Source organism: Agrobacterium vitis (assembly GCF_013337045.2).
Taxonomy (GTDB): Bacteria; Pseudomonadota; Alphaproteobacteria; order Rhizobiales; family Rhizobiaceae; genus Allorhizobium; species Allorhizobium vitis_B.
Genome location: NZ_CP118259.1, coordinates 2,346,742 through 2,371,259, shown reverse-complemented (window position 1 = coordinate 2,371,259; position 24,518 = coordinate 2,346,742). Strand labels below are relative to the sequence as shown.

The following is a 24,518-nucleotide window of genomic DNA, read 5'->3' as shown; positions in this document are numbered from 1 at the left end:
CATTGGTGGCGCCTGCAATGTTTTACCCTGCTGTAGCGAGCTGGGGAGTGACAATTTCTTTTAATGACTGGTGAACAATTTTTCCGGCTGCACGTTTCTCTGCTGGAACACCAAGGACGGTCTTCCTTAATTAAGAGAAGGACGAAAACTATGGACAAGAATCGCATTGAAGGTGCCGCTAATCAAGCCAAGGGTAGCGTCAAGGAAGTTGCTGGCAAAGTGACCGGTAACAAGAATCTGGAAGCCGAAGGCAAGATGGATAAGGCTGCTGGCAAGGTCCAGTCCACCGTCGGCAAGGTGAAAGACGCTTTCAAGTAACCCAATACCGTTTTCGTGAAGGTCTCTGAGGCGCTGGAAATGCCCTGCGTTCTGCCTCGACCTCGAAACAGTATCTAAGATATACCGCCAGTCCTGAATGGGGGCTGGCGGTCAAAACCATTAATTCGAGGCGTATGAATGCCTCGCGGACGGGGACCGGAAACGGTCTGCAACAGCGGAAAGGAATGTTCGATGAGAACAGTTTTTGCTCTGGTCGCGGTAGCGGCGATGGGGTCGGCATCGATCGCCAATGCAGCGAACACCCATCACAATAGCACGCGCCACCCTGCCTCCCAGATGACGGCGACGCAGCCTAAGGAGCGGTTGGGAACATTGTCCTGTGAGGTTGCAGGCGGCATCGGCATGCTGATTGGTTCCAGCAGAACGGTGACCTGCGATTTCCAGCAGCGTTCGGGCAAGGTTGAGCGCTATAGCGGCTCTATCGGCAAGCTGGGCCTGGATGTCGGAATTACCGGCAAGAGCTACATCCGCTGGATCGTTTATAACATCAATCCGACGACGACGCGCCAGGGCGCGCTGGCTGGCACCTATGTCGGCGCATCGGCAAGAGCCTCGGTGGGCATCGGCCTTGGCGCCAACGCGCTGGTTGGCGGCAGCAACAAGAATTTTGGCTTGCAGCCGCTCAGCGCCGAGGCTGGAACGGGCTTGAACGTTGCAGCCGGGATCTCGCGCCTGCAACTGAAGCCGGCTCGTTGATCTGATATTTCATTTGATGTGAGATTTGTGCATCCCCCGGTCTTTACCGGGGGATTTTTCTATTGAAATTTTAGGCGGCCAGCGTCGCCATATCAATGACGAAACGGTAACGCACGTCGCTTTTCAACACCCGCTCATAGGCCGTATTGATATCCTTGATGTCGATCAGCTCGATATCCGAGGTGATATTGTGCTTGCCGCAGAAATCCAGCATGTCCTGGGTTTCCTTGATCGACCCGATCATGGAGCCGGCCAGATTACGGCGGGCAGGGATCAGCGAGAAGGCATGGACCGGAACCGGCTTTTCCGGCACGCCAAGCAGAACCATGGTGCCATCCACCTTCAGCAGGTTGAGATAGGCGTTCCAATCGATATCGGCACTAACGGTGCAGATGATCAGGTCGAAGGACCCGGCCAGCGTTTCGAAGGTCTTGGCGTCGCTGGTCGCATAATAATGGCTGGCACCAAGGCGCAGGCCATCCTCTTTCTTCGACAGGGTCTGGCTGAGCACGGTGATTTCCGCGCCCATGGCCGCGCCGATCTTGACGCCCATATGGCCGAGACCGCCCATGCCGACGATGGCCACTTTCTTGCCCGGGCCAGCTTTCCAATGAGCGAGCGGCGAATACAGCGTAATACCGGCGCAAAGCAGCGGGGCCGCCTTGTCGAGTGGCAGATTGTCCGGGATCGACAGGACATAGCCTTCCTTGACGACGATCGTGTCGGAATAGCCGCCCTGGGTGGCGGTCTTACCGTCGCGGTCGACGCCGTTATAGGTCTGAACGAGGCCGGGCAGATATTGCTCGATATCCTCATCGCGTTCCTGGCAATGAACGCAGGAATCGACGAAACAGCCAACGCCGACATGATCGCCGACCTTGAATTTCGACACGTTTGCGCCAACGGCGGTGACGACACCGGCAATTTCGTGGCCGGGCACCATGGGGAATGCGGAATTGCCCCATTCGTTACGGGCCTGGTGGATGTCGGAATGGCAGACACCACAATATTTAATGGAAATCACCACGTCGTCGTCATTGGGTTCGCGACGTTCAAAAGTGAAGGGTTCCAGCGGCTTGCTGGCGTCGGTTGCGGCATAACCTCTTGCGATTGGCATGCGGCGCTCCTTTTTTGTCATGGGGAGGAATGTGTAGAGAACAGTTTTTGTAATTGGGAAGGGCAATGAAAAGCCGTTGGGAACGGCAGCCCGCCTCTTAGATAGGTCTCTGGCGGGTGCGTTCAACATCTACCGTGAATATTCGGCGCGGCCTTGCGAAAATCCGGCTCTTTCCAACCCGTTGCATATTGGCTATCGATTGCAGATCAAAACAGGGGTGAGCCGATGCAGCGACAGGATTTCATTGAGCAATTCGGCGGGATATTCGAACATTCACCGTTTATTGCCGAGCGCGCTTTCGATGCCGGTTTTATCGATGAGCCCCTGACCGCCCTTGGCGTTCATGATGGAATGAGCGCGATGTTTCGCACAGCAACCCAAGCCGAGCGGCTCGATGTGCTGCGGGCGCATCCGGATCTGGCGGGAAAACTGGCTATTGCCGGTGAGTTGACAGAGGAAAGCCGCAGCGAACAGGCGGGCGCCGGGCTCGATCGCCTGTCGGAGGCTGAACACCAGCGTTTTACAGCGCTCAATAGTGCTTATATGGAAAAATTCGGCTTTCCGTTCATCATCGCCGTAAAGGGCCTGACGAAAGACGACATTCTGGCCGCATTTGAGGCCCGGATCGACAATAGCGTCGAGACCGAGTTCTCAACCGCCTGCCTTCAAGTCGAAAAAATCGCCCGCCTTCGGCTCGAAGCAATGCTGCCAGCCGAAAGTGCCGAGCAGGAATGAGTACCAGCCAGGAATGATCGGGTCGCGCGTTTAAAGAGGGAAAAGTGGAACCCGGTTTTCCCGAAAGACAAACGAAAACAAGAAAGGCTAGAGTCTGTCTGGTTCACTCTGAACCTGACATGCTCTAGCGCGCAGTCGAAGCGGGGTCATGCAGCATGATCCCGCTGATTGCGTTCTTGCCAAACGTCACTGCTTACGCGCGTCTTCAGCCTCGCGGATCGCTGCCTCGTGATACCAGCTTGCGGCTCCGCTTTCGAGGATCACCTGCTTGTGGAGATTGCGCTCACGCATTTCACGCAGTCTTTGCGTATTATGTACTGGGAATTCGTAGATTTTTGCCGATTCCCGACCAAGGCCCGTTGTCATCGCTACTGCCCTTCGTTGTTCCTCGAGCTCCTCCGCCCGGATGAATCTCATAGCATTTTTTCAGCTAAAATGCACATAGAAAGTGCAATTTGCCCAAAAATAAATCATTTCAAGCTGCTTTTTCACGTCATCGCTGCTATCCACCGGGCATTGCTGCCTTTTATTTTGCAAATGCGCATTGAGAAGGCGGTGGCATGTCCGTCAATCTGACGCAAAACTGTTAAAAACCCGTGGCTTTTAAGGTGTTTTGAATATGCCTGGTGTTTTTTCTGTCGGTCGCAGAGTGAATTTTGCGGGTTTGGCATGGTTCCTGCTTGTTCTTAATCGACTCCCGGACCGCCGGAGAATCACCCCCAGGGTGCGCCCGATGCGAGGCGCTGGACTTATGAGAGATCGACAATGACCAAGTACAAGCTCGAGTATATCTGGTTGGACGGCTATACGCCGGTCCCGAACCTGCGTGGCAAGACGCAGATCAAGGAATTCGCTGAATTTCCGACCCTCGAACAGCTCCCCCTCTGGGGCTTCGACGGTAGCTCCACCCAGCAGGCCGAAGGCCATAGCTCGGATTGCGTGCTGAAGCCTGTTGCTGTTTACCCAGATCCGGCCCGCACCAATGGTGCATTGGTGATGTGCGAAGTGATGATGCCCGATGGCGTCACCCCGCATAGCACCAACAGCCGCGCCACCATTCTGGAAGACGAAGGCACATGGTTCGGCTTCGAACAGGAATATTTCCTTTATCAGGACGGCCGTCCGCTCGGCTTCCCGGAAAATGGCTATCCTGCGCCGCAGGGTCCTTATTACACCGGCGTCGGCTTCAAGAATGTCGGCGATATCGCGCGTGAAATCGTTGAAGAGCATCTGGATCTCTGCCTGGCTGCTGGCATCAACCACGAAGGCATCAATGCTGAAGTGGCCAAGGGCCAGTGGGAATTCCAGGTTTTCGGCAAGGGCTCCAAGAAGGCCGCCGACGAAATCTGGCTGGCTCGCTACCTGTTGCTGCGTCTGTGCGAAAAATACGGCGTCGATGTCGAGTTCCATTGCAAGCCGCTCGGCGATACCGACTGGAACGGTTCCGGCATGCACTGCAACTTCTCGACCAAGTTCATGCGCGAAGTTGGCGGCAAGGACTATTTCGAAGCGCTCATGGCGGCTTTCGCCAAGAACTGGAAAGAGCATATCGACGTTTACGGTCCCGACAACCACCTGCGTCTGACCGGCAAGCACGAAACCGCTCCGTGGAACAAGTTCTCCTACGGCGTTGCTGACCGTGGTGCATCGATCCGCGTTCCGCATTCTTTCGTCAACAATGGCTATCGTGGCTACCTGGAAGATCGTCGCCCCAATTCGCAGGGCTGCCCTTACCAGATCGCTTCCCAGGTCTTGAAGACGATTGCAGAAGTTCCGGCTGCGAAGTCCGAAGCTGCCTGATCCTCTCCGCTTGCGCCCTGATCCAATTTGGCTCGATCCATCGGATCTTACCCTCGGGTCTGGGCGCAAGCGCTCTTGATGTCTTGTACCAGGACATTGCAGATGCAGATGCATCCTTGTCCTGAAGACGGTATGACCATTTCAAGCCGTTGATGTATTTGAAGTTTTCTAAGAGAGAGGATGCGTGCGCATCTTCGAGCCTTCGTATAGGTGAATATCGGCTGTGGTCTTCTGTGACCCTCGATCATTCGGTCAAAGCGCCGTTACGTGCTGTAATCAGTATTCAACGCTGAAGTGAATCCGGTCGGGCGATTTTAAAATGAAGACTGCGTCATTCTCCAATCCAGAACAGATTTAAGTCAATCTATATCCACTTTACATTATTGTTTTGTCTTGGAATCTCGAGTTAATCCTACAGTTCTTAAGTCTTTGGCCTCTGTTGGTGCGTTGATAATATCAATTCTGTCTATGTTGTTGACATATCGATCGAATTTTCTGCGTGGCTTTTATTTTAAAATATCGTAATTTGATATATGATAATAACAGATGCACCCGTTTTATGAAAATTGGCGAAGGCAATTGTTTTACTATTTAATATGAGGGGTTTTTGCGTATAAAAATTATCTTATGTCAAAAGAGTTATATAATCACTCATTTAAATCGTCTCTATGTTTTTTTATGTATATTTTTTATTATTTATCTCTTTTTGGTGCACTATATCGATCCGTAAGGGTGTCAAAATTGTTTCATCTTTGATCTGTATACTTAATTGGACAGAAATAGAAATTTAAACGTGCATTTGTTGAATTTTCTACTTTTGGGCGATTAATTCGGCATTAAGCGCAAAGTCCATCCTCGTTCTGTTTCGTTGATTTTTACGGGTTATTGCAAGTCTGACACTTTACAAACGTGCCGTGTGCTGGTTTCATTGTCTCACGTTTTCAGGCTTGTGTGCCTGATTTGTATATAGTTTGTGAAATTTATAGCAAAATCTGTGTTCGTTTTATTCGTGATTGTATCATTTTGCGACAAATAGGTTTTTTGTTTTCTATTTAAGTACTTCTAATTTGTATTGAGCAGTTGAATTCATGACATGCTGATGTGCTTTATTTTGAGTGGCAGTTTTTGCGTTTCCTAGCCGCACAATCGTTTGATTGCGCTTGCTTTTAGATTGTTTTCTGGTTTTGGCCGATATTTCAGTGAGGTTTTTCAATGTCTTTTGTAGGCAGACATGAACAGGTTTTTCCGGTTTCTCTTGCGCAGGCAGGCTTGTGGGTCAAACAAAAGGTAGCTCCAGCCGATCTGAGTTTTGTTCTTGCTGAATCCATCGAAATTCATGGGCCTGTCCATCCAGGTCTGTTTTGCCAGGCGTTGCGCCGCTTGTCAGATGATTTTGCTGTCACACGGTCACGCATCAAGGAAATCGAAGGACAGCCGCATCAGGTTGTCATGGCGGCCTATTGCGGCGTCTTTGACGTCATCGATTTCAGTACTGCTGAAAATCCTGGCGCAAGTGCGACGGAGTGGATGCAAAAGCATATGTGCAAGCCTCTCGATCTTGCCAATGACAATCTCTGGGGGTCTTCGCTTCTGAAGCTCGCAGCGACGGAATGGGTCTGGTATCATTGGGCACATCATATCATCATGGATGGGTTCTCCGGTGGCCTGCTGGCCCGGCGGCTGGTCGATATTTACTCGGCACTGGCCCAGGGCAACCAGCCGGAACCCTATGATTGCGGCTCTCCGCAGGAATTGCTGGAGCTTGAGCGTACCTACCGCGATTCGGTACATTTCCAGCGCGACAAGGCCTATTGGTCCGAACAGATGAAGGGCCTGCCGGAGCCGGTGACCCTGATGAAGAAGAAAGGCGAACCTTCCGGTGGCCTGCTGCGCCACACGACGGTCATCGACCGGCAGACGGTCAAGGGGCTTGCAGAAATCAGCCGAGGCTTTGGCGCCAGCGTGCCGCAGGCGTTGATTGCTCTGGTCGCGGCCTATTACGCCAAGGCGACCAATTGCGAAGAGCTGACCATGGTGACCATGGTTACGGCCCGTATCAGCCAGACGATGCGCCGCATTCCCGGCATGACCGCCAATGCGGTTCCGCTGCGGTTTTCAATGACGCCGGATCTGTCCTGGCGCGAATTGACCGGTCAGGTTTCCCAGCAGATGAGCCGGGCGCTGCGCTACCAGCGTTACCGCTATGAGGATATTCGCCGCGATCTCGGCATGGTCCGGCAGGATGCGCAGATTGCCTGGCTGGGCGTCAATATCGAGCCTTTCGATTACGATCTGCGCTTTGATGGCCATCCGACCACCGTGCATAATATGTCAAACGGCACGATGACGGATTTCACCATCTTTGCCTATGACCGCGGCGACAATGGCGACCTGCGCATCGATTTCGATGCCAATCCGGCGCTCTATACGCTGGAGGAACTGGCCGATCACGAGGCACGGTTTACCCGTATGCTGAGAGAGATTCTGGCCGCGCCGGAAAAGCCGCTGCGCGACGTCAGCCTGCTGTCAACGTGGGAGCGTCAGGAAATCCTGACAGATTGGAATGATACGGCCCATAAATTGCCGGATCAGACTTGGCCGGAACTGTTCCGGGCGCAGGCAGCCCGCACGCCGGATGCGGTCGCGCTATCCTTTGGCGGACGCCAGATGACCTATGGCGAACTGGATGCAGCCTCCGATCATCTGGCTGGCTATCTGATGGAAAAGGGCGCGGTAGCCGGTGCCCTGGTGGCTGTGGCTGTGCCGCGGTCTGAAAACATGGTTGTGGCGTTGCTGGCGGTGCTGAAAAGCGGCGCGGCCTATCTGCCGCTCGATCCGGCTGATCCAGCCTCGCGGGTGGCGATGATTCTGGAGGATGCGCAGCCAGCTTGCGTCATCACCACAGAGGAAGTGGCTGGCAACCTGCCGGATGCCACCGACAACCTGATCTTCCTCGATAAACCCCTCGAGCGACAGGGACGTGACCTGCCGAAGGGGCCGTCGCTGACCGACACGGCCTATATCATCTTTACGTCCGGTTCGACCGGTCGGCCCAAGGGTGTGGAAATTCCGCATCGCGGCCTGATGAACTTCCTCCTGTCGATGCAGGACCTGCTGAAACTGGACAGCGAAGACCGCTTGCTGGCCGTCACGACGATTTCCTTCGATATTGCAGCCCTTGAGCTTTATCTGCCGCTGCTGGCAGGTGCACGCACGGTGATCGCGTTGCGCTCGGAAGTGCGCGACCCGGCAGTGCTGCATGGGTTGATCCGCAGTGCGGGCATTACCATTATGCAGGCGACGCCGTCTTTGTGGCGTGCGTTGCTGGCCGATCATCATGAGGGCCTGAAGGGTTTGCGCAGCCTGGTGGGTGGCGAGGCGCTTCCTGCCGATCTCGCCCATAAGATGGCACGGCTCGGTCATCCCGTTCTCAATGTTTACGGACCGACCGAAACCACGATCTGGTCCACCAACATGCCGCTTTTGGGCAGCGATCTCGACAGCGCGCCAATTGGCAGGCCAATCTGGAATACCCGCGTTTATGTCCTCGACCGGCATCTTCAGCCAGTGCCGCCCGGCTTTATCGGTGAACTGTATATCGGTGGTGCGGGCGTGGCGAAGGGCTACCTGAACCGCCCGGACCTGACGGCAGAAAAATTCATGGCTGATCCTTTCGCAGGCGAAGGCGAGCGGATCTACCGGACAGGTGACCTGGTGCGCTGGCGGCGCGATGGCGTGCTGGACTATCTCGGCCGCAACGACCACCAGATCAAGATCCGCGGCTTCCGGGTGGAGCCGGGCGAAATCGAGGCAGCGCTTGCTGCCCTGCCACAGGTGCGTGAAGCCGTGGTTATTCTGCGCGATGATCCGGGCCGCGAAAAGCGACTGGTTGCTTATGTTGTCCCCAGAGAGGGTGCGGTAGGCGAGGGTGCCACGCTGGATGCCGCAGATCTTTCGGAGCGGTTGGGCAAAGTTATTCCCGTCCATATGATCCCGGCGGCCTATGTGGTGCTGGAAGCTATTCCGTTGAACTCGAATGGCAAGACCGACCGCCATGCGCTGCCATTGCCACAATGGACGGTGACGGAAGGCATTGCCCTGCCGGGGACCGATGCCGAAAAGCGGCTTGCCGCCTTGTGGTGCGAGATCCTCGGTCTGGAGCAGATCGGCATTCACGACAGTTTCTTCGTGCTCGGCGGCGATTCGCTGGCTGCCGCTGGAATGATTTCCGCCGTTCGCAGCCGGTTGAAGGGCGAAATCCCGCTCGGTGCCGTGTTCGAAACGCCAACCATCGCCGCCTTGGCGGTGCATCTGGATGAGGCAAGCGCAGGCTCGCCGCTGATCGAGCCGGTGCTGGCCATCCGCGCCAAGGGTGAGCGCCCGCCGCTGTTCTGCATCCATCCGGTGCTGGGCCTGGGCTGGAGCTTCTTCTCGCTCGCGCAGCATTTGAGCGACGATGTGCCGGTCTATGCCCTGCAATCGGACGGGTTGCATGACCTTGCCGCTTTGCCTCGCTCTATCGAGGATATGGCCGCGCTCTATGTGCAGAGGATTCGCAAGATCCAGCCGCACGGGCCATACCATCTGCTGGGCTGGTCGCTGGGCGGGCTGATTGCCCATGAAATGACCCGGCAATTGCAGGCAGAAGGCCAGGCTATCGCGTTCCTGGGCATGATGGACAGCTACCATTTCAAGCCTGCCGCTCAATTGCAGGACGATGCGACGCTGGCGCGGGCAGCCCTCGGGTTCCTTGGCTTTGACGAAAAGGCGGCGGGCGACAAGCCATCGCTGGCCGAGCTTGGCGATTTCGTGCTGAAAATGTTCGATACGGACAACCATGTCCTGCTGGAGCAGGTTCACCAGTTCGATCCGGAATTCGTCGAACGCGCCAAAGCGACCATCCTTCACAATCTGGAAATTGCCCAGCGCTTTACACCGGGCAAGATCGATGCCGATGTGCATTTCTTCCGCGCCGAACCAAGTGCTGGCAGTGAGGCCCTGAACACCATCCTCAACTACGATGCTGAAACCTGGTTGCCGCATGTGGAGGGCAGGGTTTACCTGCGCGATATGACCTGCAACCACCACGACATGCTCAATATCGAACCGGCGTCCCATATCAGCGCCGTCGTTCAGGCCGAGCTGCTACGTGAATTTCTGGTCCTGCGCCGGCCCCAGGCCGAGGCCAAGATTGAGCGTGTGACGAGGTTTGCCTAATCCGTCAGGTTCTAGCACCGACAATTGAATTATCCCGCCCCACGCTACCGTGGGGCGGGTAAAATATCGAAATCAGGTTTGCTGATCTGCTCCAATGGGTTACTGCTATCGAGATTAGCGGCATATGTCCGTGGCTCTAATGCCAATCACGACGATACCGCTGGCCCACCTCGTTTGCGGATCTTGTCATGACCCAGCCATTCCTTCCCCTTTCCATCCGCCCGTTAACGCCTGAAGCCTTCGCTCCATTCGGCGATGTCATCGAGGCCGACCCCGCCCGGATGCGGCTGATCAATGGCGGAACGACCGAGCGGTTTCATGCTTTGGCCAGCCCCGATGTGGTGGGTGATGGCGCGCGCGTGGTCCTCAATATCTTTCGCGGTCAGCCGCGCCACTTTCCCTATGAAATTGGCATGATGGAACGGCATCCGCTTGGCAGCCAAAGCTTTACGCCGCTGTCGGGCCGCCCGTTCCTGCTGGCGGTTTCGCTGGACGAGGGTGGCCGTCCGGGCGTGCCGCAGGTGTTTCTGGCCGAGCCGCAGCAGGGCGTGAACTACCACCGCAATGTCTGGCACCATCCTTTGATGGCAATCGGTGAGGTCAGCGATTTTCTGGTTGCGGATCGCGACGGGCCGGGAAACAATCTGGAAGAGTTCTTCTTCGACCAGCCCTACCTGATTCTGGAGCCACGCCCATGACCGGCCTGACCACCCATGTTCTTGATACCGCCTTGGGCCGCCCGGCGTCTGGCCTGCGCATTCAGCTGATGCGGATGAACGGCGAGGAGGCGGAGCTGATCAAGACCGTGTTCACCAATGCCGATGGCCGGGTGGATGGCGGGCCGATCCTGGCTGGCGAGGACTTTCGCATCGGCCAATATGAATTGCTGTTTCATGCCGGTGACTATCTGCTTACCCAGGGGGCGGAACTGACCGATCCGCCGTTTCTGGATGTCATTCCCATTCGCTTCGGCATTGCCGATCCGCAGGCCCATTACCATGTGCCGCTACTGCTTTCGCCCTACGGCTACTCAACCTATCGGGGGAGCTGAGAGATGCGGTTTGCCGCTATCGCCGATATTCACGGCAATTGTCTGGCTCTGGAAGCGGTGCTGGCCGATATTGCCGCTCAGGGCATTGGCTATGACCATGTCGTCAATCTCGGTGATTGTTTTTCCGGGCCGCTGGAGGCGGGGCGCACCGGCGACCTGCTGCTGTTGCTGGATCTCGTCACCGTCAGGGGCAATCACGACCGCTATCTGATCGAGCAGGACAGGGCGGCGATGCATTCTTCCGATGCGCAAGCCTATGACCAGCTCTCGCCCCGGCATTTGCAATGGCTGCAACGCCTGCCGGTCACCACGGTTTGGCGCGAGGAGGTGTTTCTCTGCCATGCCACGCCTGACATTGACGATCTCTACTGGCTGGAAAGCGTCAGCCCCGAAGGCCTGGTGCATCTTAAAGCCCGCGCCGAAATTGAAGCACTGGCCGAGGGCGTCGGGCAGGAGCTGATCCTCTGCGCCCATTCGCATCTGCCGCGTGCGGTGCGGCTTACCGATGGGCGGCTGATCGTCAATCCCGGCAGCGTCGGCTGCCCGGCCTATGATGATGACGTGCCGTTTTATCACCGGGTGGAAGCCGGAACGCCGCTCGCTTCCTACGCCATTCTGGAAAAGGGTGAAACAGGCTGGACGGTGACGTTCCGGCAGGTGCCTTACCGTCATCTCGAAATGGCCCGGCTGGCGGCGGACAGGGGTCGGGACGATTGGGCAAGCGGGCTGGAAAGCGGCTGGCTCGCCTGACGATCAATGCCAAAAATAATCTGTTGCAAAACTCTTTCCGCGACCTTTTTGATCAGCGGCGCTGTATGATGGCTCCGGGAAGAGGATGAATGAACCATCATGCGATTGCTGATCGTTGAAGACAATCATGAATTGGCCGATTGGCTGGCCAAGGCCCTGACCCAGGCGCATTACACCGTGGATGCCGCCCATGATGGCGAGGAGGCCGAGGATTTTTTGAACCTCGCCGATTATGCCGCCGTGATCCTCGATCTGTCCCTGCCGAAGATCGATGGAATGACCCTGCTGAAGCGCATTCGCCGCAGTGGCCGTAAGGTTCCGGTGATTATCCTGACTGCCAATGCCTCGCTGGACGGACGGGTGGCGGGGCTGGATTCCGGTGCCGACGACTATCTCGCCAAGCCTTTCGAAATGGCCGAGCTGGAAGCCCGGCTGCGGGCATTGATCCGGCGCGGGCATGATCTTGCCAGCCCGGAAATTGCCGTGGCTGATCTGGTGTTGAACAGCGCAACCCGGCAGTTTTCCCTCAAGGGTGAGGTTTTATCGCTAACGCCACGCGAACATTCGGTGCTGGAATATCTGATACTAAAGGCGGGCAGCACCGTCACCAAGGCGGCGCTGTCGCAAAGCGTATTTGGCTTCGATGCCGAGACCGATCCGAGCGCCATTGAGATTTACGTGCATCGGGTGCGCAAAAAGCTGGAAGGCGGGACGGTGCAGATCGCCACCCTGCGTGGCCTCGGCTATATGCTGCGGGCCGCGTGAGATGGGGAGCGTGATATGGGCGGGCGCGGCATGAATTTTGGTCGTGTCCGGCCCTTGCTGCGGCTGCGCCACAGTCTGCGGGCACAGCTTCTGGCCTGGGTGATGGTGACGCTGGTCGGCGTGATCGGCTTCAATCTCTATTTCGGGCTGGTCATGGCCCGCAGCACTGCCAATCTGGTGACGGATAATATGCTGCTCGGCTCAGCACGGATGATTGCCGAGGCGGTGCGGGTCGATCAGGGCGGCAATGTCGAGGTGGATATTCCACCGGCAGCGCTGGAAATCTTCGATACCGGCTTTGGCGACCGGGTCTATTACCGGGTCACGACCGCCTGGGGCAATCTGCTGTCCGGCTATGCCGACCTGCAAACCCCGGCCCATGAACACCAGGGCGAAGACATGGTGTTTCGTAATCTCAATGTCCGTGCCTTGATGCTGAACCATCCGGTGGTCGGCTTTGATTCTGGTGCAGGGACTGATGGCGCGGGCGTCACGGTGACGGTGGCGGTGACGCGCTATAGCCAGCAGGCGATGCGCACCCATCTGTGGTTTTCGAATTTTAACGGGCAGGTTCTGCTGGTTCTGGTCGCTGGGGTGGTGACGGTGCTGGGGCTCCAGCGCGGTCTTGCCCCCGTCTTGCGGCTGCGGGATGCGGTGCGCGCCCGCCGCCGTGACCAGTTGGAGCCTTTTGATGAGGCGATCGTCCATACCGAGCTTCGTCCGCTGGTGCGGGCGCTGAATGACTACATGAACCGCGTGCAGCGCCAGATGGCGGCGCAAAAACGCTTCGTCGCCAATGCCGCCCATCAATTGCGTACACCACTGACGCTGATTTCGACGCAAGCCAGCTTTGCCGCCCGTGAAACCGACTCCGCCCGGCGCGAAGAGGCACTGCACGCGCTGATCCGAAGCACCCGGCAAGTGACCCGGCTTGCCGAACAATTGCTGACCCTAACCCGCGCCGAACCGGGCAGCCGCGCGCCCCGCGCCGACCACGTCGATATGGCCGATATCGCCCGCCAAGTGCTGGAAGCCCAGGCCGAAGACGCATTGCGGCGCGGCATCGATCTCGGCCTGGAGGCGGAAGGGGCGGCCCCCGTCACCGGCGACGCCACCATGCTGCGCGAAATGACCGTCAACCTGGTTGATAACGCCCTGCGCTACACGCCGTCCCCCGGCGTGGTGACGGTAACAGTGGAGACGCTTGCCGACACCGTACAACTCACCGTCGAAGACAGCGGCCCCGGCATCGCGCCCGCAGAACACGAACAGGTCTTCGAACGCTTCTATCGCATCATCGGCACACAACCCGAAGGCAGCGGCCTCGGCCTCGCCATCGTCCGCGAAGTGGTGGAAGGCGCAGGCGGCAAGGTGACGTTGGGGAGTGCTGCGGAGGGAGGGTTGAAGGTGGTGGTGCGGCTGCCGAGGGCGGTGTGAAGGACGTTGCTTCCAACATCACGACGGCGTGCACTATATAGTTTTTAATAATTATTTGCCACGGGTCGTTTTTTAAGCGTTCACAATCTCAACTTCGGTTTGGACATCCCAAAAAGATCAGATATTGTTAAGTCTGGGGATGCAATTTATAATTGAAAATTTGGGGGGTGGTGGCTTATGGCCCTTTCGTTGCGTGCAAATTATAGTCGTGTTTTATTTAGTTTTCTCATTTCCGGATCTCTGACTTTGTCATACAGTTCCGGGGCGAATGCGCGGTTCATATCGCCTGACCCCATGGATCCGACGCTGGCGGGTGTTAACACCAACCGTTACGCCTATGCTTTGAACGAGCCCATCAACAATAGCGATGCCAACGGTCATTTTGCCGTCGCAGGCGCTGTGGTGGGTGCGGCTATCGGAGTGGCCGTTCAGGCGGCTATGGATACTTATAATGGTCGCTCAATACGAAGATTCATTGAAAATGACTCTTCGTATTCCGTTTGAAAATATCTCAAGCCTCTGACGCATTTGAGATATTTTCAATTCTTCAAGTCGAGGATGCGTCAGCATCTTCGAGACTTGGTATAAGTGGTGCAAACGTTTATGCAGGAGCCGCAATCGGTGGCGCGGTTGCTGGTGCCACTGCCGGACTGGCATCGGGGCTTGGTGCCGGCGTCTACGGAGCGTCCGGGGTGACGGGCAATGTCGCTGCCGGGGTGGCCAAAAAGGCATTCAACGGACAGGCCCCTACCGTTGCGGGCGTCGCTGGTGATGCGATGTCAGGTGCGGTATTCGGGGTCGTTGGAGGAGCCGTTGGCTCCAAAGTGAGTGGTTCCTTGCAGGGATTGTCGGCTGCACAAAAGGGTAAACTTGGAGAGGGGCTGACAACATTTAAGGAATTATTTAAGGGGAATGTTGATCTCGGTAATCGGCCTGTCCTTTCTGGCGGTAAAACAGCGACAGGCCTCGACAGACGGGCGATAATAGATCACGAATTCCAAAATATATTTACCGGAAATAGCAGACTTGTGGAGTCGAAATTTGGTAAAGCCGCCGGCCTTACTAAAAATCAGCGAGATGCACTTGCAAATGGCGCAGAATTTGAGGTCAATCGGATGACGCCGGATTCCGTTTCCGGTTTTGCAAGTGGAACTGCGGCGGGGGCCGCTGCTGCCGGCGAACATTCACAAGTCGATGATAGCCAAAAATATCAAGATTAGTCATGAAGCAAAAGACCGGGAAAAAGATCAGTAATATGAAAGCGGTCAAGCAGCAATTTCATGATCGCATCGAGCCCCTTTTCATGAACTGGGGACTATCGCAGCATCCTAATCCTAGCGCGTCTTTTGGGCCGACCGATCAGGGATTTTTTTATGATTTTGCAGATCTACGCGATTTTACCGATGTGAAGTTGGTGAGCTTCTGCATTATTCAGCCGAACGCTTCGTTGTGGATTCCAGGGTTACGACTTGGTGTCTTCGAGAAAAATTTAAGGGAGTTACCCACCATATATGGTTATACCAAGGATGTTTACAGATTAACGAGAAATTGGTCCATTTGGCGCCCATGTTATGTCAAATTTGAGTTAGGCTCCAACATAAAGCAAGAGGATATTCCGCAAAAAGCGGAGGCCTTGATCGACGACGTCCTGAAAAACATCGGCAAACTTCATCGCTACCTGTATGGCTGACCCCGCATGAAGCAGCGAAGCGTCAAGAAACTCAGTAAGATGAAGGCGGTCGATCAGCAATTTCACGCGCAAATCGAGCCGCTTTTTATGAACTGAGGATTGTCGCGACATCCAAATAAACGTTCATATTTCGGCAAAGAAGATTTTGGTTACCGTTACGATTTCGCGGATGTTCGCGATTTGTCTGATGTGAAATTAGCAAGCTTTGCTATCCATCATCCCTACGGTTCCTTGTGGATCAGGGGGTACCGACTTGGTCGATTCAACGAAAATATAGAAGAACTACCAATACTGTTCGACAACATTAAAGGAATTTTTATTTTGACGAGAGACTGGTCGATTTGGCGACCATGGAATATCAAGTTTGAATTGGGTTTTAACATCAAGCAAGAGGATATCCCGCGCAAGGCGGAGGCGTTGATCGATGACGTTTGTAAAAATATCGACAAACTTCATCGTTACTTATATGGCTGACCCCGCATGAAGCAGCGGAATGTCAAAAAAATCAGTAAGATGAAAGCGGTCGATCAGCAATTTCACGCTCGGATCGAGCCGCTTTTTACAAGCTGGGGATTGTCGCGACATCCAAATTCTGACGCTCGTTTCGGACCGACCGATCATGGATTTTTCTACGATTTCGCGGATTTGCGGGATCTTTCCGATGTCAAACTCGCAGGTTTCGGTATCATACAACCTGACGCTTCTCTGTGGATCCGGGGTTTCTGGCTTGGCGAATTTAAGGCGAGTATTGATGAGGTTCCTGTTTTATATGATACCATTGAAGGCATTTTTACTTTAACAAGACGTTGGTCGATTTTGCGACCGCTCGATGTCACGTTTTCCTTGCGCTCTCATATCGAGCCATCCGATATTCCGCAGAGGGCGGAAGCCTTGATCGACGACGTCCTGAAAAACGTCGGCAAACTTCATCGCTACCTTTATGGCTGACCCAGTATGAAGCAGCGGAATGTCAAAAAAATAAGCAAGATGAAAGCGGTCAAGCAGCAATTTCATGATCGCATCGAGCCGCTTTTTATGAGCTGGGGATTGTCGCGACATCCAAATCCCGGCGCCTGTTTCGGGCCGAGCGATCATGGTTTTTTCTATGATTTTGCAGATCTGCGAGATCTTTCTGATGTCAAACTCGCAGGTTTCGGTATTATACAGCCGAACGCTTCTCTGTGGATCCGGGGTTTCCGGCTTGGAGAATTTGAGGAAAATATTGATGAATTGCCTATTTTGCACGGTAATATCAAAGGTTTGTTTGCTTTAAGAAGGAATTGGTCGATTTTGCGGCCGCTCGATGTTACGTTTTCGTTGCGCTCTCATATCGAGCCGTCCGATATTCCGCAAAAAGCGGAGGCCTTGATTGATGATGTCTTCAAACATATCGGCAAACTTCATCGCTACCTGTATGGCTGACCCCGCATGAAGCAGCGAAGCGTCAAGAAACTCAGTAAGATGAAGGCGGTCGATCAGCAATTTTATGATCGGATCGAGCCGCTTTTTATGAGCTGGGGATTGTCACAGCATCCAAATAAACGTTCGTATTTCGGGGCATCAGACCATGGTTACCGTTACGATTTAGCAGATGTCCGCGATTTGTCTGATGTGAAATTAGCAGCCTTTAGCATTTATCAGCCCGACGCTTCGCTTTCGATAAGAGGCTACCGGCTTGGCCCATTTGATAAAGATATAGAAGATCTGCCAATATTGTTCGGCAATATTAAAGGGACTTTTGTTTTGAGGCGAAACTGGGCGATCTGGCGGCCGCTCGATGTCACGTTTTCGTTGCGCTCTCATATCGAGCCGTCCGAGATTCCGCAAAAAGCGGAAGCTTTGATCGACGACGTCTTCAAACATATCGGTAAACTTCACCGTTATTTGTACGATTGAACTGTGTAGGCTGTTTCAAACCATGTCATATTCGGTTTGTAGGAAGCTCTTCTGCATTTTTGAAATCGAAAAATTGAGACAGAACGCGCAACTCGTTTCGCAGTCACATGACCAAAACCCGCCCGCAACATCAGTTGCGAGCGGCTTGCCGGGAGGAGCATTTGCTTCCGTCAGCGCACCTCAATGCGTGTCGAGGCTCTGCTGTGGGCGCCATTTGGCGAGGCGGTTTTCGATCAGGGTCATCACATATTCGGCGGCGAGTGTGATGATCATGACGAGGACGATGGCGGCGAACATGCCGGCGGCGTCGAAGGTGCCTTTGGCAATCGAGATCAGCTGGCCGATGCCGTAGCGGGCACCGACGAATTCGCCGACGATGGCGCCGATGATCGCAAAGCCGAAGGAGACGTGCAGGCTGGCGAAGATCCAGCTCATCGCCGAGGGTACAATTACCGCTTTTGTCACCTGCCAGTCATTGGCACCGAGAATGCGGGCATTGGCGATCATGTCCTGGTCGGCTTCGCGCACGCCCTGGAAGGCGTTGGCGAACACCACGAAGAACACCATGATAAAGGCCAGCGCTACCTTGGAGGCAAGGCCGAGGCCCATGATCATGATGAAGATTGGCGCCAGAACCACGCGGGGAATGGAGTTGATCGCCTTGATATAGACGGAGAAAATATCGGACAGCAGCTTGTTACGGCCAAGGCCGATGCCGACCACCACACCGGCAATCGAGCCGGAGAAGAAGCCGATCAGCGCCTCTTCCATGGTGATACCGAGATTGTACCAGAGCGACCCTTCCGTGGTGCCATTGACGGCCCAGTCATAGATCCGCTCCACCACCGCATAGGGGCTGGCATAGAAGAACGGGTCAATCCAGGTCTGATCGGAAGCCACCTGCCACAGCGTCAGCACGCCAACCAGAATGGCGAGCTGCCAGAACAGCACGATCTGCTTGCGGCGTTTGACGGATTTCAGTGCGGCTGCCTCGATTTCCTTGTCGGACGTGCCAACGCGAAAGGTAGTTGCCGGGCTTTGCATACTAATGTCTGCCATAATTCTATCCTCCTCAGGCGGCTTCGCTGGCGCGGCGGTAGCTGGTTTCCACTTCCTGGCGCATGTCTTCCCAGATCGTCTTGCAATATTCGACGAATTCCGGCTCGTAACGGATCTCGGAGACAACGCGCGGGCGCGGCAGCGCGATGGGGTAGACGGATTTGACCGTGGCCGGACCGGCGGTCAGCACATAGACCTTGTCAGCCAGCGCCACGGCTTCTTCCAGATCGTGGGTGACGAAAATCACCGAGGCCTTGCGCTCGGCCCACAGCTTCAGCAATTCCTCATGCATCACGGTGCGGGTCTGGACGTCCAGCGCCGAGAACGGCTCGTCCATCAGCAGGATTTCCGGCTCGTTGATGAAGGTCTGGGCCAAGGCCACGCGCTTCCTCATGCCGCCCGAAAGCTGGTGGGGATAGTGATGCAGGAACTTGCCAAGGCCGACGCGGGCCAGCCAGTCTTTCGCCAGCTTTTCTGCTTCGGTTTTGGATTTGCCACGAAACAGCGGGCCAGCCATGACATTGTCGATGACATTCTTCCAGGGAAACAGCGCATCCTTCTGGAAGGCGAAGCCGACGCGCGGGTCGATACCGTTGACCGGGCCGCCCATCAGCCGCACTTCGCCAGCGCTGGGCTTGGCAAGGCCGGTGACAAGGTTGAGCGTGGTGGATTTGCCGCAGCCGGTCGGGCCGACGACGGCAACGAATTCGCCGCGCTCCACCGCCATGTTGAAATCTTTCAGCGCGGTCAGCGTCTTGCCGGTGGGGGAGACGAAACGGCGCGTCACATTAATGAGTTCGATAGCCGGGGTCCGGCTCTGATCTTTGGCCATGGGACATCCTTCCGGCGAGCGTCAGGCCCGCAGAGTGTGGTCGTTAAAGGAGGGGGAGGGCCGCCCGGCCAAGTGACTGGCGGCCCTGAAAATCAGAACTTGGCGTTCTTGACGAATTCGGTCGTATAGGTCTTGGACAGGTCGATCTTCTTGCCCTTGACGTTCTTGGAAAATTCAGAGAGCACGGCCAGAACCGTCGGCGGGCCATCTTCCGGCATCACGCCATCGGGGGTGAACATGCCTTTGCCAGCGTCGAGAGCCTTGATATAGCCCTCCTTGTCGCCAACGTAGAAATCCTTCGGCATCTTATCGGCAATTTCGGCAGCCGAATGGGTGTTGATGAATTTCAGCGTCTTGACGAAGGCGTTGGCAAGCTTCTGCACGTCTTCCTTATGTTCCTTGACCCAGGCGGTTTCCATGTAGAGCGAGGCGGCCGGATAGGTGCCACCCAGCGCTTCGCGGGTCTTGTCCACGGTGCGCAGATCCACGAGAATCGAGGCTTCGCCGGTCTTGACCATGCGCGAAATCGTCGGCTCCGTTGTCATGCCGCCCTGGATGCTGGCCTGCTGCATGGCGGCAATGAACGTGCCGCCCGCGCCGACCGGAATGGTAACGATCTCGCCCGGCTTCAAGCCTGCCTTGGAGGCCATGTAGAGGGTGAGGAAATTGGTGGAAGAGCCAAGCCCGGTCACACCCAGCGTCTTGCCTTTGAAATCGGCAAAGCTCTTGATTTCGGGGTTCTTGGTCGAAACCAGCTGGACTTCGCCTGGTGCCTGGCTGAATTGTACGACGGATTCGACGAATTTGCCCTTGGCTTGCAGATCGACGCAATGGTCGTAGAAACCGACCACGCCGTGCACAGCGCCGGCCAGAAGCTGGTTTTCCGCATCGACGCCAGCCGCTTCGTTCAGCAGCTCGACATCAAGACCTTCTTCCTTGAAATAGCCGAGGCTCTCGGTCAGCTTGGCGGGCAGATAGATCTGCTTTTCAAAACCACCGACCATGATGGTGATCTTTTCGGCGGCTTGCGACAGCGCGGTGCTGGCCGTCAGGCTGGCGGCAGCAACAGCACACAGCGAAAGGGCGCGGAAAAATTGGCGTGTGGAACGCATGGATATTATCCTCCTCTGGGTCAGTCCCGTGGCGCGCTCCCCGGCGCGTCTCCTCCACGGGATGGTGGAGCGTTTGTAGCAGCGCTAGCTTTCAGTCAGCTTTCAGAGGCGAAAAAATCAACGGATTGTTAAATCCGCGGTTTCGACGCCACGCCCGCCACATAGGTTTCCATCACCACCCGGTCGTCGCCCAGCGTCTGCATCAGGAACAGTTCTTCGGTCAGCGAGGTCACAGCTTCCATTTTCAGCGCCATGGCCGGGGTGGCATGGGCGTTGAGCACCACCAGATCGGCCTCGGTGCCTGACGCGAGCGTGCCGATCTTGTCGGAGAGTGACAGGGCCTCAGCATTACCCAGCGTCATATGGTAGAAACTGTCGAGCGGGTTCAGCCGTTCGCCCAGCAATTGCTGGATCTTGTAGGCCTCGTCCAGAGTGCGCAGCATGGAATAGCTGGTGCCGCCGCCGATGTCGGTGGCAAGGGCAACGCGCACCGGCTTGTTCCGCCGCTGGATGGCTTTCAGCGGGAAGAGGCCGGAGCCGAGGAAGAGGTTTGACGTTGGGCAATGCACAGCGACCGAGCCTGACTCTGCGAGAGCGTCCGCCTCACGGTCCGAGAGATGGATGGCGTGACCGAACAGGGTTTTACGCCCGAGCAGGCCGTAGCGGGCATAGATATCCGTATAGTCAGTTGACTCAGGGTAAAGGCTGGCGGTGAACTCGATTTCCTCGCGGTTCTCAGAGAGATGCGTTTGGATATGCAGATCCGGGAATTCATGGGCCAGCGCCTGAGTGCGCTCCATCTGCTGCGGTGTCGAGGTGATGGCAAAGCGCGGGGTGATGGCGACGAGGTTGCGCCCGCGACCGTGCCAGCTTTCAATCAATTCCTTGGTCTCGTCATAGCCGCTCTGTGGCGTGTCCAGCAGGCCCTGCGGCGCATTGCGGTCCATCATCACCTTGCCGGCGATCATCCGTGTGCCGCGACGGGCGCTTTCGGCAAAGAAGGCATCCGCCGAGGTTTTATGCACCGAGCAATAGGCAACCGCCGTCGTCGTGCCTTGGCGCAGGAACTCGTCGAAGAAATGCGTGGCGATCCGCGCTGCATGCGCAGTTTCAACGAAGCGGCATTCCTCTGGGAAGGTATAGGTGTTCAGCCATTCCAGCAGGTTGGCGGCGTAGGAGCCGATCACCTGCATCTGCGGAAAATGCACATGGCAGTCGATAAAACCGGGCAGAATCAGATGGGGGCGGTGGTCAATTTCCACGGTCTGGGCGTCGGCCTCTGCCTTGACACTGTCATAGGCGCCGGAGGCGAGGATCAGGCCGTTTTCCACCAGAACGGCGCCATCGCTTTCAAAAAGATAGCTGTCGGTATCGGTGATGTCGCGGGGCTGGCTGCGGAAGGAGAGCAGGCGTCCACGGATCAGGGTCTTTGTCATTACGGGCTTTTGCCTTTCACAGCACTTTCATACCAGGCGACCAGCAGGGCGCGTTCCTGAGGCGTGACCTCCGAAACATTGCCGGGCGGCATGGCGTGGCTTCGTCCGGCCTGGATATAGATCTCCCGGGCATGCGCCGCAATCTCGGCATCGGTTTCGAATTTGACGTTCTTGGGCGCAAATGTCAGCCCGTCCCAGACCGGTTCCGCCGCATGGCACATGGAACAGCGCGCCTGGATAATATCGCGGGCCGTGCCAAAATGCGCGTCCGCCATGAACTGCTGTTGCATGGGCGACAGTGCGGCATGCTCGCCTGAACCTGGTTTCTGCACGGTGGAAAGCCACATGATGATAATGAAGATCACCGTGGTCAGCATCCAGGTCCAGATCGGGCGGCCTTTGCGGGCATGGGTGGTGTTGAACCAGTGGCGAATGGTAACGCCCATCAGGAAGACGAGAGCTGCGATAATCCAATTATAGGCGGTGGCGAAGGCCAGCGGATAATGGTTGGACAGCATGAAAAACACGACTGGCAGCGTCAGGTAGTTGTTGTGCAGCGAGCGTTGCTTGGCGATCATGCCGTATTTCGGATCGGGTTTACGCCCGGCAATCAGATCGGCCACCACGACGCGCTGGTTTGGCATGATGATGAAGAACACATTTGCGGTCATGATCGTCGCGGTAAACGCGCCCAGATGCAGGAAGGCGGCACGTCCGGTAAACACCTGTGTATAGCCCCAGGCCATTGCGACCAGCAAGATATAGAGCAGGATCATCAGACCCCAGGTATTCTTGCCGATCGGGGATTTGCACAACAGGTCATAACAGATCCAGCCAATGGCAAGCGAAGCCATCGACAGGCCGATGGCCTGCGGTTGGCTGAGGTCGAGCACGCTGCGGTCGATTAGAAACAGATCGGCCCCGCCATAATAGACCACGCAGAGCATGGCAAAACCGGAGAGCCAAGTGGCATAGCTTTCCCATTTGAACCAGGTCAGATGCTGCGGCATCGAGGCGGGCGCCACCAGATATTTCTGCACGTGGTAAAACCCGCCGCCATGCACCTGCCATTCCTCGCCATAGACGCCCTCCGGCATGCCGGGGCGTTTGACGAGACCCAGATCCAGCGCGATGAAATAGAAGGAAGAGCCGATCCAGGCGATGGCGGTGACGACATGCAGCCAGCGGACCGCAAAAGCCAGCCATTCCCAGGCGATGGCGAATTCATACATGGTTGACCTCTTTGACTCTCCCGACCAGTGACATTGCAAAATACTGGCGGCCAAGGGAAGGGCACATTTTCGCAGATGCGCAAAAATATGTGCATGCGTATGTTTTAGGCAGATCGGGCGAGGATCAAGACGTATGGACGCCGTTCAGTTCTAGTGGTGGCAGGCTTGCAATCAGCCATTGGTGAAAGGCCTTGACCTTCGGCATGGTCCGGCGCGATGGCGGGTAAACCAGCCAATAGATCTCGTCATCACCCAGCAGCAGGTCGAAGGGCTGGATCAGACGGCCCGCCGTCAGATCGTCGCTGACATAAAAGGGGCTGAGAAAGGCCATGGCGTGGCCAGCAATTGCCGCACCAGCCTGAAGGTCGAGTGCGCCCTGAGCGTCCAGGCCTGTTGACCTCGGGAGGGGAGAAACAACGCCTGCGGCACGAAACCAGTCTGCCCACCAGGTCATGTCACTGCTCATTCGAGGCAGTTTGAGGAGATCTGCCGGTTTACGCACACCGCCAATGCTGGCGGCCAGTGCCGGACTGAGCATGGGGGCGTAGCTGAGCTTTAATATCGGATGGCAGATCAATCCGGGTACCGCCTCCTTGCCGATGTGAATGCCGACATCACCGCTCTCGCGGACAAAATTCCGCGGCTTCCCATCGTTTCGCAGCAGGCGCACGGCAATACCAGGATGCTGGAGTTGGAAACTGCCGAGATGGCGCGCCAGCCAGTGGGAGGCGAAGGTCGGTGTGGAGTGAATTTCCAGAACCTCGCTCGCCTCATGCCGTGCCAGCGCCACGGCCTCGCGCAGCAACTCGAAGCCTTCCCGCGTCTTCGGCAGCAGCCGTTCTCCGGCCTCGGTCAGGCTGATCTGTCTTGACGTTCGTAGGAATAGCAGCGTGCCGAGATTGTCCTCCAGCAGCTTGATCTGGTAGCTCACCGCCGTCTGGGTCATGCCAAGCTCTTCAGCGGCACGGGTAAAACCATTGTGGCGGGCGACGGCCTCGAACACCCGCAGGGCATTGACGGGGAACTGTTTCGACAATTTCATCGGATAAGCTCTCTTTATGGATGAGCATAGTAATCCGATTGGATTGTTGAGGCAATTGCCGCCAATATCCTCATATCAAAACGGGCACCGGTGGTGAATTCACGCCTCTGCCGACCCGGTCTTACACATCAATAGATTTTGGGGAGTGCGGAGCATTATGCCCTCTGCGAACGCATTGTCGTGCCTTGTTGCGAGGCTTTTTAGCAAGGTGATTATCGGCCTTTCTGGCCGGAAAAACCGTTATCGATGTCAGGATCTACCAGAGGATCTGAGGCAGGATGTCGGTCTTGATGATAGGCTGCCTGAACAGGT

General features: G+C 56.0%; 25 protein-coding genes. 17 read left to right on the top strand and 8 right to left on the bottom strand.

Translation table 11 applies throughout. The features are described 5' to 3' along the window. The first annotated feature begins 150 nt into the window (after positions 1 to 150). Positions 151 to 318 (top strand): CsbD family protein, encoded by a 168-nt coding sequence (locus tag G6L01_RS11475; protein WP_070166507.1) that lies wholly within the window; start codon positions 151 to 153, stop codon positions 316 to 318. Positions 319 to 510: 192 nt separating this feature from the next. Continuing rightward, positions 511 to 1,035: a DUF992 domain-containing protein gene (locus G6L01_RS11470; RefSeq protein WP_070166506.1), complete on the top strand. Its 525-nt coding sequence runs from the start codon at positions 511 to 513 to the stop codon at positions 1,033 to 1,035. Between the two features lie 70 nt (positions 1,036 to 1,105). Here the strand turns inward: G6L01_RS11470 and G6L01_RS11465 are convergent, their stop codons facing one another. Further along, complete coding sequence (locus G6L01_RS11465; RefSeq protein WP_070166961.1) at positions 1,106 to 2,152, bottom strand: NAD(P)-dependent alcohol dehydrogenase; 1,047 nt, start codon at positions 2,150 to 2,152, stop codon at positions 1,106 to 1,108. A gap of 225 nt (positions 2,153 to 2,377) precedes the next feature. Here G6L01_RS11465 and uraD point away from each other — a divergent pair, with 225 nt between their 5' ends. Then, entirely contained in the window at positions 2,378 to 2,887 is a 510-nt protein-coding gene (uraD, locus tag G6L01_RS11460; RefSeq protein ID WP_070166505.1) for a 2-oxo-4-hydroxy-4-carboxy-5-ureidoimidazoline decarboxylase, read from the top strand. A gap of 186 nt (positions 2,888 to 3,073) precedes the next feature. On the opposite strand, the gene G6L01_RS11455 is transcribed toward uraD, so the two are convergent. Further along, complete coding sequence (locus G6L01_RS11455; protein WP_070166960.1) at positions 3,074 to 3,253, bottom strand: DUF2735 domain-containing protein; 180 nt, start codon at positions 3,251 to 3,253, stop codon at positions 3,074 to 3,076. Positions 3,254 to 3,652: 399 nt separating this feature from the next. Between G6L01_RS11455 and G6L01_RS11450 the strand changes: the two genes are divergently transcribed. The 14 genes from G6L01_RS11450 to G6L01_RS11385 all read left to right on the top strand — a co-directional run bounded on the left by G6L01_RS11450 (position 3,653) and on the right by G6L01_RS11385 (position 17,493). Then, a complete protein-coding gene (locus G6L01_RS11450; RefSeq protein ID WP_070166504.1) occupies positions 3,653 to 4,687 on the top strand; it encodes a glutamine synthetase beta-grasp domain-containing protein in 1,035 nt (344 codons plus the stop codon). A 1,212-nt stretch (positions 4,688 to 5,899) separates the two neighbouring features. After that, positions 5,900 to 9,904: a non-ribosomal peptide synthetase gene (locus G6L01_RS11445; protein WP_070166503.1), complete on the top strand. Its 4,005-nt coding sequence runs from the start codon at positions 5,900 to 5,902 to the stop codon at positions 9,902 to 9,904. Positions 9,905 to 10,092: 188 nt separating this feature from the next. Next, complete coding sequence (locus G6L01_RS11440) at positions 10,093 to 10,602, top strand: ureidoglycolate lyase (RefSeq protein WP_070166502.1); 510 nt, start codon at positions 10,093 to 10,095, stop codon at positions 10,600 to 10,602. Further along, entirely contained in the window at positions 10,599 to 10,955 is a 357-nt protein-coding gene (gene uraH, locus G6L01_RS11435) for a hydroxyisourate hydrolase (RefSeq protein WP_070166501.1), read from the top strand. The genes G6L01_RS11440 and uraH overlap by 4 nt, the downstream gene beginning before the upstream one ends. A gap of 3 nt (positions 10,956 to 10,958) precedes the next feature. After that, positions 10,959 to 11,705 (top strand): metallophosphoesterase family protein, encoded by a 747-nt coding sequence (locus tag G6L01_RS11430; protein ID WP_070166500.1) that lies wholly within the window; start codon positions 10,959 to 10,961, stop codon positions 11,703 to 11,705. A gap of 99 nt (positions 11,706 to 11,804) precedes the next feature. Further along, the gene (locus G6L01_RS11425; RefSeq protein WP_070166499.1) at positions 11,805 to 12,470 is read left to right on the top strand and encodes a response regulator; all 666 of its coding nucleotides are present in this window, start codon (positions 11,805 to 11,807) and stop codon (positions 12,468 to 12,470) included. Positions 12,471 to 12,485: 15 nt separating this feature from the next. Continuing rightward, complete coding sequence (locus G6L01_RS11420; RefSeq protein WP_070166498.1) at positions 12,486 to 13,907, top strand: sensor histidine kinase; 1,422 nt, start codon at positions 12,486 to 12,488, stop codon at positions 13,905 to 13,907. A gap of 177 nt (positions 13,908 to 14,084) precedes the next feature. Then, positions 14,085 to 14,411, top strand: a complete 327-nt coding sequence (locus tag G6L01_RS11415) for an RHS repeat-associated core domain-containing protein (protein ID WP_174089249.1) — start codon at positions 14,085 to 14,087, stop codon at positions 14,409 to 14,411. Positions 14,412 to 14,599: 188 nt separating this feature from the next. Continuing rightward, on the top strand, positions 14,600 to 15,127 hold the full coding sequence (locus G6L01_RS11410) for a hypothetical protein (protein WP_139190219.1): 528 nt from the start codon (positions 14,600 to 14,602) through the stop codon (positions 15,125 to 15,127). A gap of 2 nt (positions 15,128 to 15,129) precedes the next feature. Further along, complete coding sequence (locus G6L01_RS11405; protein ID WP_070166495.1) at positions 15,130 to 15,597, top strand: hypothetical protein; 468 nt, start codon at positions 15,130 to 15,132, stop codon at positions 15,595 to 15,597. Positions 15,598 to 15,696: 99 nt separating this feature from the next. After that, positions 15,697 to 16,071, top strand: a complete 375-nt coding sequence (locus G6L01_RS11400; RefSeq protein ID WP_070166494.1) for a hypothetical protein — start codon at positions 15,697 to 15,699, stop codon at positions 16,069 to 16,071. A 6-nt stretch (positions 16,072 to 16,077) separates the two neighbouring features. Beyond that, positions 16,078 to 16,545, top strand: coding sequence for a hypothetical protein (locus G6L01_RS11395; protein ID WP_070166493.1), 468 nt, complete (start codon positions 16,078 to 16,080; stop codon positions 16,543 to 16,545). Between the two features lie 6 nt (positions 16,546 to 16,551). Continuing rightward, the gene (locus tag G6L01_RS11390; RefSeq protein WP_070166492.1) at positions 16,552 to 17,019 is read left to right on the top strand and encodes a hypothetical protein; all 468 of its coding nucleotides are present in this window, start codon (positions 16,552 to 16,554) and stop codon (positions 17,017 to 17,019) included. A gap of 39 nt (positions 17,020 to 17,058) precedes the next feature. Further along, positions 17,059 to 17,493: a hypothetical protein gene (locus G6L01_RS11385; protein WP_143116623.1), complete on the top strand. Its 435-nt coding sequence runs from the start codon at positions 17,059 to 17,061 to the stop codon at positions 17,491 to 17,493. Between the two features lie 180 nt (positions 17,494 to 17,673). On the opposite strand, the gene G6L01_RS11380 is transcribed toward G6L01_RS11385, so the two are convergent. The 6 genes from G6L01_RS11380 to G6L01_RS11355 all read right to left on the bottom strand — a co-directional run bounded on the left by G6L01_RS11380 (position 17,674) and on the right by G6L01_RS11355 (position 24,206). Beyond that, positions 17,674 to 18,552, bottom strand: a complete 879-nt coding sequence (locus G6L01_RS11380) for an ABC transporter permease (RefSeq protein ID WP_070166490.1) — start codon at positions 18,550 to 18,552, stop codon at positions 17,674 to 17,676. Between the two features lie 13 nt (positions 18,553 to 18,565). After that, the gene (locus tag G6L01_RS11375) at positions 18,566 to 19,384 is read right to left on the bottom strand and encodes an ABC transporter ATP-binding protein (protein WP_015916803.1); all 819 of its coding nucleotides are present in this window, start codon (positions 19,382 to 19,384) and stop codon (positions 18,566 to 18,568) included. Positions 19,385 to 19,476: 92 nt separating this feature from the next. Continuing rightward, on the bottom strand, positions 19,477 to 20,496 hold the full coding sequence (locus G6L01_RS11370; protein ID WP_070166489.1) for an ABC transporter substrate-binding protein: 1,020 nt from the start codon (positions 20,494 to 20,496) through the stop codon (positions 19,477 to 19,479). 128 nt (positions 20,497 to 20,624) lie between these two features. After that, positions 20,625 to 21,932 carry a guanine deaminase gene (guaD, locus tag G6L01_RS11365; RefSeq protein WP_070166488.1) on the bottom strand — a complete coding sequence of 436 codons (1,308 nt, stop codon included), beginning with the start codon at positions 21,930 to 21,932 and terminating at the stop codon, positions 20,625 to 20,627. Beyond that, the gene (gene puuD, locus G6L01_RS11360) at positions 21,932 to 23,164 is read right to left on the bottom strand and encodes a urate hydroxylase PuuD (protein WP_070166487.1); all 1,233 of its coding nucleotides are present in this window, start codon (positions 23,162 to 23,164) and stop codon (positions 21,932 to 21,934) included. Before puuD ends, guaD begins: the two co-directional genes overlap by 1 nt. A 124-nt stretch (positions 23,165 to 23,288) precedes the next feature. Continuing rightward, positions 23,289 to 24,206 (bottom strand): LysR substrate-binding domain-containing protein, encoded by a 918-nt coding sequence (locus G6L01_RS11355; RefSeq protein WP_070166486.1) that lies wholly within the window; start codon positions 24,204 to 24,206, stop codon positions 23,289 to 23,291. Positions 24,207 to 24,518 lie beyond the last annotated feature (312 nt).